This is a genomic window from Micromonospora sp. NPDC048905, assembly GCF_040649655.1.
Taxonomy (GTDB): Bacteria; Actinomycetota; Actinomycetes; order Mycobacteriales; family Micromonosporaceae; genus Micromonospora.
On record NZ_JBEZFV010000011.1, the window covers coordinates 1 to 12051 of the forward strand.

General features: G+C 72.1%; 8 protein-coding genes and 1 pseudogene. 5 read left to right on the plus strand and 4 right to left on the minus strand.

Features of this window, described 5'->3' with window-relative positions:
* Window positions 1-409, plus strand: a pseudogene (locus tag AB0C01_RS25360) (hypothetical protein); the annotation flags it as partial.
* Window positions 410-445: 36 nt separating this feature from the next.
* A complete protein-coding gene (locus AB0C01_RS25365; RefSeq protein ID WP_357572299.1) occupies window positions 446-1216 on the plus strand; it encodes a nucleotidyltransferase domain-containing protein in 771 nt (256 codons plus the stop codon).
* Between the two features lie 16 nt (window positions 1217-1232).
* Here the strand turns inward: AB0C01_RS25365 and AB0C01_RS25370 are convergent, their stop codons facing one another.
* Window positions 1233-2627, minus strand: a complete 1395-nt coding sequence (locus tag AB0C01_RS25370) for an FAD-dependent oxidoreductase (RefSeq protein ID WP_357572300.1) — start codon at window positions 2625-2627, stop codon at window positions 1233-1235.
* A gap of 216 nt (window positions 2628-2843) precedes the next feature.
* Here AB0C01_RS25370 and AB0C01_RS25375 point away from each other — a divergent pair, with 216 nt between their 5' ends.
* On the plus strand, window positions 2844-3317 hold the full coding sequence (locus AB0C01_RS25375; RefSeq protein ID WP_357572301.1) for a hypothetical protein: 474 nt from the start codon (window positions 2844-2846) through the stop codon (window positions 3315-3317).
* Between the two features lie 218 nt (window positions 3318-3535).
* Here AB0C01_RS25375 and AB0C01_RS25380 read toward each other — a convergent pair whose 3' ends face one another.
* Together AB0C01_RS25380 and AB0C01_RS25385 are read right to left on the minus strand one after the other, a co-directional pair.
* On the minus strand, window positions 3536-5155 hold the full coding sequence (locus tag AB0C01_RS25380; RefSeq protein ID WP_357253240.1) for a DivIVA domain-containing protein: 1620 nt from the start codon (window positions 5153-5155) through the stop codon (window positions 3536-3538).
* 231 nt (window positions 5156-5386) lie between these two features.
* Window positions 5387-6961 carry a bifunctional NAD(P)/FAD-dependent oxidoreductase/class I SAM-dependent methyltransferase gene (locus AB0C01_RS25385; protein ID WP_357253238.1) on the minus strand — a complete coding sequence of 525 codons (1575 nt, stop codon included), beginning with the start codon at window positions 6959-6961 and terminating at the stop codon, window positions 5387-5389.
* A 76-nt stretch (window positions 6962-7037) separates the two neighbouring features.
* Between AB0C01_RS25385 and AB0C01_RS25390 the strand changes: the two genes are divergently transcribed.
* Window positions 7038-7616 carry a helix-turn-helix domain-containing protein gene (locus AB0C01_RS25390; protein WP_357253236.1) on the plus strand — a complete coding sequence of 193 codons (579 nt, stop codon included), beginning with the start codon at window positions 7038-7040 and terminating at the stop codon, window positions 7614-7616.
* 41 nt (window positions 7617-7657) lie between these two features.
* A complete protein-coding gene (locus tag AB0C01_RS25395; protein WP_357253235.1) occupies window positions 7658-8251 on the plus strand; it encodes a hypothetical protein in 594 nt (197 codons plus the stop codon).
* An 80-nt stretch (window positions 8252-8331) separates the two neighbouring features.
* On the opposite strand, the gene AB0C01_RS25400 is transcribed toward AB0C01_RS25395, so the two are convergent.
* Window positions 8332-12027, minus strand: a complete 3696-nt coding sequence (locus AB0C01_RS25400) for a hypothetical protein (RefSeq protein ID WP_357572395.1) — start codon at window positions 12025-12027, stop codon at window positions 8332-8334.
* Window positions 12028-12051: the final 24 nt, after the last annotated feature.

Sequence of the window (12051 nt, forward strand, 5' to 3'; positions counted from 1 at the left end):
GGCGGCGCGCATCGGCCGGGCCGACCCGGCCGACGCCCGGGCGGTGCCGGGCGAGATCGCCCACTCGATCGTGCCGATCGCGGTGGGCTACGTGGTGGCGCACTACTACTCGCTGCTGATCCTGGAAGGCCAACGCACCGTCGCGCTGCTCTCCGACCCGCTGGGCACCGGCGCCAACTGGCTCGGCACCGCCGGCTGGGAGCCGCACACCGGGCTGGTCACGCCCTCCGGGGTGGCCACCCTCCAGATCACCGTCATCATCCTGGGACACCTGGTCGGCACGCTGCTCGCCCACGACCGCGCCCTGTACCTGTTCCCCAGGGCTCGGGCGGTGGCCGGTCAACTCCCGCTGCTGGCGCTGATGGTCGCGTACACCGTCGGCGGTCTGCTGCTGCTCTACGCGGGGTAGTCCCGTCCGGCTCCGACCAGTGCGTCATGATGACCCGTGGACACCGATCTTCAGCACTACCTCGACGACCTGGTCGCCGCCGCCCGCGACGTGCTCGGAGCCGACCTGGTCGGCGCGTACGCGGCCGGTTCGGTGGGGCTCGGCGCGTACCAGGCCGGCCGCAGCGACGTGGACGTGGCGTTGGTCAGCGCCGGGCCGCTCAGCGACGCCACCAAACGGACCTTGGTGGCCCGGCTGCGGCACGAAGCCCTGCCCTGCCCGGCGCGCGGGCTGGAGCTGGTCGCGTACCGGCGTGCGGTGGCCGCCTCCGGGACCCCCGAGCCGGGCTTCGAGGTCGAACTGAACACCGGCCCCGGCATGCCGTTCCGGTGCACCCTCGACCCCGCCGACCGGCCGGCCGCTGACGGCCGCTTCTGGTACGGCCTCGACCGCAGCATCCTGCACCAGAGTGGACTGCCGCTGCTCGGCCCGCCGGCGCGGCAGGTCTTCGCCGACCTCGCCCCCGCCGACCTGCGCCGCCTGCTCGTCGACGCGCTCACCTGGTGGCTGGCCCTACCGACACCGCCGGACGACCAACCCGCACCCGGCACGGAGGACGCCGTGCTCGGCGCCTGCCGGTCGCTGGTGCGCCACCGCGACGGCGTCTGGCTGGCCAAGGTCGCGGCAGGTCAGCGGCTGATCGCCGCCGACGACCCGGCCGAGGTGATCCGTCAGGCGATCGCCGCACGGCACGGCGGCCCGCCACCCACCGGGGCGCAGGCCCGCGCCTTCCAACAACGGGTACGCGACGAGATCGCCGCCGCGTAGGCGGGTCTTGCGGCACTCAGCGGACCGGGCGGGACTGGAGCGAGGCGAAGAGCAGGTTGAGCCCCTCGGTCATGGTCGGGTGGGTGATGATCGCGTCGCGCAGTGCGGTCCACGGCATCCCGGCGAGCATGGCCAGCTGCACCGAGGTGATCACCTCACCGGCCTCGGCGCCGAGCAGCGCCGCGCCGAGGATCCGGTCGGTGCTGGTGTCGATGACCGCCTTCCACATGCCCTGGGTCTGGCGCAGGGTGCGCGCCCGGGGGATCGCGGCGACCGGCAGGTGGGCGACCTGGATGTCGTACCCGGCGCGGCTCGCCTCGGTCTCGGTGAGCCCGACCCGGGCCAGCTCCGGGGTGGTGAAGACGGTGTACGGGATCACCCGGTCGGCGGTGCTGCGTTCCCCACCCGCGAGGTTGGCGCGGATGATCCGGTAGTCGTCCAGCGAGACGTGGGTGAACTGCGGGCTGCCGGCGACGTCGCCGGCCGTCCAGGTCCGCTCGGCGCTGGTGCGCAGGTACTCGTCGACGAGCACGAAGCCCCGCTCGTTGAGGCGTACGCCGGCCACGTCCAGGCCGAGTCCGTCGGTGACCGGTTCCCGGCCGGCCGCCACCAGCACGTCATCCCCGGTCACCAGGCTGCCGTCGTCGAGCGTCACCCGGAGCCTGCCGTCGACGTCACGGTCGACGCGGGCGACGGCGATGCCGACGCGGACGTCGATGCCGTCGTCGAGGAACACGCGCAGCACCGCGTCGCTCATGTCGGGATCCTCCCGGGGGAGCAGCCGCGGGCCGCCCTCGATGAGCGTCACCGCGCTGCCGAACGACGCGAACATCTGCGCGAACTCCACCCCGACGGTGCCGCCGCCGAGCACCACCAGCCGGGCCGGCAGCCGATCCAGATGCAGCAGCTCGTCGCTTGTCAGCACCCCGGCCTCGGCCATCCCGGGCACCGAGGGCAGATGCGGACGCGTACCCGTGTTGATGACCACGTCGTCGCCGCGCAGCAGCCGCTCACCGCCGTCGGCGAGGGACACCCGCACGGTCCGGGGGCCGACGAACCGGGCCTCGCCGATCACCAGGTGCAGGCCGGAGTCGAGGAACTGCTGCCGGTTGGCGGCCACCATCCCCTCGACCACGTCCTGCTTGTGCGCGCGCAGCAGGTCCACGTCGACCCGGCCGCCGTCGACCGTCAGGCCGAGCGCGGACGCGTCACGTAGCAGGCGCGCCGCCCGTGCGCTGGTCACCAGCGCCTTCGTCGGGATGCACGCGACGTTGATGCAGCTGCCGCCGATCATGCCGCGTTCGACCATGGCGACCCGTTGCCCGGAGCGGGCGACGTCCATGCTCAACGTCTTCCCGGCCTTGCCGCCGCCGACGACGAGCAGGTCGAACTCCTCCGGTTGGTCGGTCACCGGGTGCTCCTCTCGGTCACCGGGCAGGCCGGCGGCCACCGCTGGTGCGCGGCGGCCAGCCCAGCCTGCCAGTTGAGAGCAGGTCGGCGGCCCCGTTCCGCGCAGAATCGTCCCAGGTCGCCGCCGTCGAAGGCGGTCGTCAAGGTTTCCGGGTCGGCACCGCTCTCGACCTGGTCAGGGCGGGCGGTGCCAGTGTTGGTAGGGGATCATTCGTGGATGGGTGACATCCCGCTTCGGGTCCGGGCCCGGGTCCGCCACGAGCCGGACCGCTCCTACGCGGTGCTTGTCGAAGGACCCGAGGGAGAGGTGCAGGTCGGCGTCACCCGCAGCACGAGGGAGGTGCGCACGCTCGCCCGCGAGGGCGCGGCACGCCTGTTCGACGTGCCGACGGATCGGATCGCCGAGCGGCACCTGGACGTGGAGATCCCGCAGCCGCCCTACGGGCGCGACGGCCAGTGGGTGCGGATCGTCTCGGCCGGTGCATCCACCGCCGCGGACGACCTCGCCGACCTCGGGGTGGCGGGGCAGGCGCACTGGTTCGGGCACGAGGGTGCCTGGTTCGTCACGGTGGCCGGCTCCGGCACCGCCATCCACCCCAGCGAGCACCTCGACTTCGCCCCCGTCCTCACCGCTGCGGAGGTCGCCGAGCTGCGGAGCTATCTGGCTCGGTCAGCCCCACCTCCCTCGTGAGGCGGGGCGTCGGCCGACGAGGCACCAGTCCGGGGTGCGGCCGCGCTGTTCTGGGCAATCAGAGCCATCCACCTCTCCTGCGTCGACCGGGAGGGCGAGCGCTGATTCACACGGCCACCACGGCGCGGCTGATCGTGTTCAGTTCGGTGGCTGGCGATCGGGTTGTCGTCCCGGGACCGTGCGAGTTCGCTGCGGACCCGGGACGACCGTGGTCGAGGTCAGTGCCGGGCCGCGCCGTTCTCGCTGACCGGCTGTCCGAAGGCGAGGAACGGCACGGGCGTCGGGGCGTCCGGTCGGGTGAAGATCCGCTCGGGCTCCTGGACGTGCCCGTCGGGGCCGGTCGCCCGGTCGGCGGACGCGGTCACCGGCTCGTCCACCGTGGTCGGTCGGTCGGAGCGCTCACCGTCGGACGGGTCGGCACCGGACCGGTCGCCCCTCGACTGATCAGTAACGGACTGGTCGTTGCCGGGTTGGTCGCTCTCGGCCCGCCCGCCCCCGTCCCGGTCGACGAAGGGCCGGTCGGTGCTCGGCCGGTCAGCGGTCGGCCGGTCGAGGTGGGACCGGGTGCCGACCATAGGGTACTCGGCGGTCTCCGGACCACCGGCTGCCGCCGCCATGACCGCGGCGGCGGCGAGGTCGGCGACCCGCTTCGCCTCGCGCTGCACCCGGGCGCGTACCTCCTTGGCGTGCCGCTCGGCGGAGTCGCCGGCGCGACGGGCCTCCTCCAGCCGGGCGCTCTCGGCGGTGAGGTCCCGGCGGACCTCGCTGAGCCGCTGCTGCATCCGCGACAGCTCGTTCTCCAGCGTCTCACCCTCCTGCTGGATCTCCGCGAGCTGCTGGCGGGCGGTGTCCAGTTCGGCGTGCAGCTCCTCGGCCTCCTGCCGGCGCTCCTCGATGTCCTGCTGGAGGGCGGTGAGTTGCTCCTGGTGACTGGCAGCCTGCTCGTCGGCCCGGTTACGCAGTTCGGTGACGTGCTGCTCGGCCTCGGCCAGCAGAGCGGCGATCTGCTGCTCGGTGGCGCTGCGCTGCTCGGCGAGCTCCTGCTCGGTGGCTGCCTGCTGCTCGGCGATGTCCTGCTCGGCGGCGGTCCGCCGCTCGTTGACCTCCCGCTCCACGCTGGCCTGCCACTGGGCCATCTCCTGCTGGTTCTTGGCGCGGGCCGACTGGAGTTCCTGCTGGATCTGGGTACGGGCCGACTTCATCAGCGCGTCGGCGGCGACCCGGGTCTGGTTGAGCTGCTGGGCGCTCTGCTCGGTGATCCGTTTCGCCTCGTGCTGGGCGCGCTCGTGGGCGGCCTCACCGTCGGCGCGCAACTGCTCGGCGTGCTCGCGGATCGCGGTCAACTCGGCCTCGGCCAGCGTGCGCCGCTCCTCGTGCGCCTGCTCCTGTTCGGAACGTCGCGTCGCCAACTCCTCGGACAGGTCCTGCCGTGCCTGCGCGGCCCGCTCCCGGGTGTCGGTGAGGATCCGCTCCGACTCGCTGCGCAACTCGTTCGCCCGGTCGGTGGCCGACTCGATGATCATCGCGGCCTGCTTGTCGGCGAGCGTCATGATCTCGGCGACCATCGGACCCAGATCGTGGATCGAGGCGCGGTCCACCTGCACTGGTTGCTCCCGCATCTCGGCCAGTTCGGTGCGCAACCGCTGCACCTCGGCGGTCAGCTCCCGGACCCGGACCGCGGAGCGGCCGTGCTCGCCGCTCAGCATCGTGATCTGGCCGTCGAGCTGCTCCAGGTGCCGGTCCACCTGGCGTTTGTCATAGCCGCGCAGGGCGAGCTCGAAGCTCGGCCGCGAGGCCGCATCGTCGCGTGCTGCGTGCGGCTCAGCGCCGATGGACATGCACCATCCTCCGTACGATCGGGGGCGTGCGGGTGGGCGGTCGCCTGCCCCGCGGGCCGTCAGTGTGGCGCAACGCTACCGCCGAGCCCACCACATGCGAAGTCCCGCCCCACCACGTCTCGTATCGTCCCCCGCTCCCGCATCGATCATGGAGTTGTGGTGGCTGACATAGGTGGTGGACCACCATCATTCCGGCACCACCACTCCATGATCGACGGGTTTCGGGTGGGGCTAGCGGCGGCGGGCCAGCAGGACCGCGTCGTGCAGGGTGAGGGGCTGGCCGTCCGGGTCGTTGGCTGGGCGGGGGCGGGCCTCAGCGGTCAGCACCTCCCAAACCGTCGGGTCCAGGGTGGCGGCCACGTCCTCCGCGGTGAACATCATGTCCGGCATGTGCATCCGGCGCGCCGACGTCCACAGATCCGACGGGTGGTGCCCGACGATCAGCAAAAGGCCTCCCGGCACCACCGCCTCGGCCAGCCGGGCGAACAACTCCCGCCGCTGCACCGGGGGCAGGTGCATGAACTGCGACGACACCAGGTCGTACGCCTGCTCGGCGGGCGGCTTGTCGCGCAGGTCGGCATGGGTGAACTCGATCCGGTCGCCGACGCCGACGGTGTCGGCGTGCGTGGCGGCCCGGCTCAACGCGGTGCTGGAGATGTCCACCGCCGTCACCCGCCAGCCCCGCTCGGCCAGCCACACCGCGTCACCGCCCTCACCGCTGCCCACGTCCAGCGCGCGCCCCGGCGTCAGGTCCGCGACCTCGGCGACCAACTGCGGGTTGGGCCGGCCGCTCCACACCGAGGGCCGGGACTGGTAGCGCTCCTCCCACGCCGGCTCCTCGAACGCCGTGGCCACCACCTGGCGGTACGCGGTCACCGCCGCACGGGTGTCCTCGGCGATGAGATCGGCGTTGATCGCCGCGGCGGCGGTGAGGCCGGCCGCGGCGGACGTGATCACCTGGCCACGGATGTCGGCCACGTTGCCGGCCACCCAGACGCCCGGGACGCTCGTCGCGCCGGTGGGATCGGCAGGGATCTGGGCGCCGATGACGTGCTCGCCCATCATCAGCTCTTCCGGCGCGAGGCCCAGCCCCACCAGCAGGCTGGCGCGAGGAGTCAGCCGGGTCGCGACCACCACCGCGTCCAGCGCCACCACCCGGCCGTCGGCCAGCCGTACGCCGGTCAGCTTGTCCTCGGTCACCTCCAGCGCGGCGACCGGACCCGGCACCACCGCGATGCTCCGGGCGGCGAGCCGTTCGGCGGTCTCCGCATCCGGCGCCGGGGCGTCGTGCAGGAGGAGCAGCACGCTGGAACTCCACTGTCGCCACATCTCGGCCTGGTGCACGGCCAGCGGCCCGGTCGCCAGCACGCCGATGCGCCGGTCCCGGACCTCCCAGCCATGGCAGTACGGGCAGTGCAGCACGTCGCGGCCCCACCGCTCGGCCACGCCGGGCACGCCGGGCAGCTCGTCGGTCAGCCCGGTGGTCACCAGCAGCCGACGGGCCCGCACCGCACTCCCGTCGTCGAGGTCGAGCCGGAATCCGTCGTCGTCGCGGGTCGCGGTCTCCACCCGTCCGGCGCGGAACTGCCCGCCGTACCCGGCGACCTCGGCCCGCCCGACCGCGAGCAGCTCGCCCGGCGGCGTTCCCTCCCGTCCCAGGTAGTTGTGCACGTGGCCGGCGGGCGCGTTGCGCGGCTCGCCGGCGTCGATCAGCAGCACCGACCGTCGCGCCCGGCTCAGCGCCAGGGCTCCGCTGAGTCCCGCGGCGCCGCCGCCCACCACCACCACGTCGTATGTCTCGTCCACCGGTATCTCCCTCTGACCTCGTCGGCTGAGCCCACCATCCGTCGTCTCCGGCAAGGTGGCAACTAATCTTGCTGTTATGGCAAACGAGGACACTGCCGCGCTGGCGGCCGTCGGCCCACGACTGCGCGCCCTGCGCCACCAACGCGGGACCACCCTGACGCAGCTCGCCGACCTGACCGGCATCTCCGTGAGCACCCTGTCCCGGCTGGAGTCCGGCAGTCGCCGGCCCACCCTGGAGCTGCTGCTCCCGCTGGCCCGTGCCTACCAGGTGGCGTTGGACGAGCTGGTGGACGCGCCGGCCACCGGCGACCCCCGGGTCCGCCCCAAGCCGATCGTCATCCACGGCATCACGTTCCTGCCGCTGACCCGCCGACCGGGTGGCCTGCGGGCGTTCAAACAGATCTTCCCGCCGGATCCGACGGCGGGGGAGCGGACCCCGCAGACCCACGAGGGGTACGAGTGGCTCTACGTGCTCTCCGGCCGGCTGCGCCTGCTGCTCGGCGACCGCGACCTGACCCTGGCCCCGGGCGAGGTGGCCGAGTTCGACACCCGCATCCCGCACCTCGTGCTCAACCCCGGGCCCGGTGTCGCCGAGGCCCTCAGCCTCTTCGGGCCGCAGGGCGAGCGGCTGCACGTCCGGGCCCGACCGGCCTGATCCACAGATCTACCTTGGCGGCCTGTTCGTACCCTCCGGGCATGACCACGGGACGGGCGAGCGGGCTGAGTTCGGCGCAGGGCTACTACTGGCACGCCGTCCTGCTCGGAAATCGCTCGCTGGCGCGTCGCCTGCAACCGAGGGCGTTCCTGGACCGACGAGCCTTGGGGGGTGTGGTGAGGGGGATGTTCCGGGTCGCGCTCGAATGGCTCGACCCCGACCCACGCAACCATGCCGAGATTCGCCAGTTCGCCGAGCGGGTGACCAGGTACACCTACGCGACGTACGGCGTGCCCGCGGACGAGGTGTCGCAACTCATCCTGTGGGAGATGGGAGAGGTGCCGGACGACGACGTCCCATCCGCGCATCCGGGCATCGCGGAGTTGGTGGTGGTCATGACCGCCGTGCGTGATCTGGAGCTCAAGCCCGGCCACCTCGATCGGCTGATCAGCGGCGCGGAGGAATACGTGAGGCAGTTGGGCATCAGCCTCCCCGCCTATCGACCCGGGCTCATCACGCGGTTGCGCTTCGAGTTGGCAGAAGGTCGACGGTACGGCTACCCGGCCCGGAGACGCTGGAGCGCCGAGCGAATGGGCGCCTTCGTCGACTGGTTGCGGGACGACAGCGCCGGCTGAATGAGAGAGTCCGCCGGTGGTGACGTGGCGCGAGGGCCGGACCGGTTCCCCTCCGGTCCGACCCTCGCGATCGTTCCGCGCTAGGCGCGGGCCCTACGCTGCCGGACGATCAGCAGCAACGTGGCGCCGAGGAGTACCGCCAGCAGGCCGGCGGTCATCCAGCCCCCGATCGGGAACGACTCGCCGGTCACCGGGAGCTTGCCCTTCACCGGGATGGTGATGGTCGATTCCGGGGAGACCGGTGCCGGACCGTCCGGCGGGGTGCCGGTCACGGTCGCCGTGTTGCGCACCGACCCGTGGTGATAGTCGGCCTTGCTGACGGTGTAGGTCGCCGAACAGGTGACGGCGGCGCCCGCCGCGAGGGTCACGGCCCCGTTGGGTGTCCGGTCTGGACCGCAGGTGATCGCGCCGAGGTTCGTCGGCGCGGCCGGCGCGGTGAGGGTGTCGGTGACCGTCACGTCGGTCAGGGCCACCTGCCCGGTGTTGGTGACCACGAACTGGAACGGCACCTGCTGGCCCGGCCGACCGATCTTGTCGGTGCTGCTGGACTTCACCACGGCGATCGCCGCACCGCGGGTGGCCGTGACCTCGGCGGTCGCCGGCTGGGAGCGTACCGGCCCCGGTGGTTGTTGCCCGGGGATGGTCGGCGGCGTGCCGGCGGCGACGGCGGTGTTGGTGATCCTGCCGGCCTCGATGTCGGCCGCGGTGACGGTGTAGGTCGACGTGCAGGTGGTGCTTCCTCCGGCCGGCAGGGTGACGTCGCCGCTGGCCACCGGCGGCGTGCCGCAGGTGATCGCCCCGGGTGTGCCGGTGCCGGAGAACTCGGTCTCGTCGACCGTCACCGCGCTGAGCGAGGTGTTGCCGGTGTTGGTCACCACGAATTGGTACGTGACCGTGTCACCGGCCGCGGACACCACGCTTGGCGTCACCGCCTTGGTGATGGCGATCTCCGGGTGCGGGATCGGAATGTCCAGCGACGACGGCGGGGAGACCGGAGGCGTTCCGCTCGGTGGTGTGCCCGTGGCGGTGGCGACGTTGATCAGCGCCGTGCCGGCGAAGTCCTCCGCGGTCACCGTGTAGGTCGCCCGACACTGGATGTCAGCGCCCGGAGCCAGCGTCACCTCGCCGTTCGGGGTGTTCTGCGGACCGCAGGTGATCGGCCCGAGCCCGTTGCCCACGGACGGCGGCAGCACGGTGTCGTTGACGGTCACGCCGGTGAGGGTGAGGCCACCGGTGTTGACCACCAGGAAGGTGAACGGCACCTGCTGCCCCGGCGCGGTGATCGCCACCGTCGTCGACGACTTGATCACCTCGATGTCGGCGGTGAGCCCCGCCTCGGGGATGGTCAGCGTCGAGGGCGGCGAGTTCACCGGCGCGGCGCCGGGCGGCGTCCCGTGTGCGGTGGCGGTGTCGGTGACCCCGCCGTTGTCGAGGTCGGCCTGTGTGACGGTGTACGTCGCGGTGCAGCCGGTGGCCTCGCCCGGCGCGAGCGTGGTGGTCGCGCAGGTGATCGGCCCGAGGTTGGCGTTCGACGACGGCGGTGCCTGAACGTCGGTGACGTTGACGGTGGTCAGCGTGAGCCCGCCGGTGTTGACCACGTGGAACCGGTAGGGCACCTGCTGCCCGACCGCGCCGATCATGACGGTCTCGGAGACCTTGACCACCGAGATCGCGGCGACCAGGCCGGTCTCCGGGATCGTCAGCGTGGACGGTGGCGAGTCGATGGGCGTGTCACTGCCCGGCGGGTTGCCGTGCGCGGTGGCGACGTCGACGACCGTGTTGTTGTCCAGGTCGGCCTGGGTGACGGTGTAGGTGGCGGTGCAGGCGGTCACCGCACCGGGCGCGAGCGTGGTCTGCGGGCAGGTGATCGGCCCGAGGTTCGCGTTCGACGAGGGTGGGGTCTGCGCGTCGGTGACATTTACGTTGGTCAGCGTGAGGTTCCCGTTGTTGATCACGAGGAACTGGTAGGGCACCTGCTGCCCGACCGTCGTGATCGACGTGGTGGTGGACGACTTGACCACCGCGATCGACGGGGTGACGTCGGCCGCCGGAATGGTCAGCACCGACTGGTCCGAGTCGACCGGCTCCTCCGTGCCCGGCGGGGTGCCGTGCGCGGTGGCGATGTCGGTCACCTCGTCGTGGTCCAGGTCGGCCTGGGTGACGGTGTAGGTGGCGGTGCACGTGGTGGTCTGGCCGGGGCCGAGCGTGGTCTGCGGGCAGGTGATCGGCCCGAGGTTCGCGTTCGACGACGGGGGATCCTGCACGTCCGTGACGTTGACGTTGTTCAGGGTCAGGCCGCCGGTGTTCGCGACGAGGAACTGGTAGGGCACCTGTTGACCCACCGACCTGATCGCCTCGGTGGTGGAGAACTTCACGATCGCGATGGCCGGGGCCACCTCACCGGTCGGGATGACAAGCGTCGACGGCGGCGACTGCACGGGCGGGCGGCCGCCGGGCGGGGTGCCGTGCGCGGTGGCGGTGTCGCGTACCGAGCCGGCGTCCAGGTCGGCCTGGGTGACCAGGTACGTGGCGGTGCACGCGGTCCGCGCTCCGGGGGCGAGGGTGGTGGCGGCGCAGGTGATCGGCCCCAGGTTGGCGTTGGACGACGGCGGTGTCTGAACGTCGGTGACGCCGACGTTGGTCAGGGTGTACCCGCCGGTGTTGACCACGTGGAACGAGTACGGCACCCGCTGCCCGATGGTGGTGATCGTGGTGGTCGTGGACGTCTTCACCACCGCGATCGAGGCGACCAGGCCGGTCTCCGGCAGGGTCAGCGTCGAGGGCGGCGAGTCCACCGGTGTGCCACCCCCGGGCGGGGTGCCGTGGGCGACGGCGGTGTTGGTGACGCCGTCGTTGTCGAGGTCGGCCTGGGTGACGGTGTAGGTGGCGGTGCACCCGGTCCGCGCGCCGGGGGCGAGGGTGGTGACGGGGCAGGTGATCGGGCCGAGGTTGGCGTTCGACGACGGCGGCGCCTGTACGTCCGTGACGTTGATGTTCGTCAACGTGAGCCCGCCGGTGTTGACCACGTGGAACGAGTACGGCACCTGCTGTCCGACCGTGGTGATCGACGCGGTGGTGGAGGTCTTCGTCACCGTGATCGACGGCGTCAGACCCGCCTCGGGAATGGTCAGCGTCGAGGGTGGTGAGGTGACCGGGGTGCCACTGGGCGGCGTGCCCTGCGCGGTGGCGGTGTCGGTGACCCTGTTGTTGTCGAGGTCGGCCTGGGTGACCGTGTAGGTGGCGGTGCAGGTGGTGGTCTGGCCGGGAGTCAGCGTGGTGAGCGGGCAGGTGATCGGGCCGAGGTTCGCGTTCGACGACGGCGGTGCCTGCACGTCGGTGATACCGATGTTGGTCAGGGTCACGCCGCCGGTGTTGGCGACCAGGTAGCGGTAGGGCACCTGCTGGCCCACCGAGCCGATCGACGCGGTGGTGGACGACTTCACCACGGTGACGGCGGCGGTGAGCCCCTGCGCCGGGATGGTCAGGGTCTCCGGTTCGGAGACCACCGGGGAACCACCTGGCGGAGTGCCCTGGGCGGTGGCCACGTTGGTGACCCCGTTGTTGTCGAGGTCGGCCTGGGTGACGGTGTAGGTGGCGGTGCACGCGGTCCGCGCCCCGGGGACGAGGGTGGTGGCGGCGCAGCTGATCGGACCCAGGTTGCCGTTCGACGACGGCGGGGTCTGCGTGTCGCTGACCGAGATGTTGGTGAGCGGGACGCCGCCGGTGTTGACCACGTGGAACGAGTACGGGACCTGCTGGCCGACGCTGGTGATCACCGTGGTGGTCGACGACTTGACCAG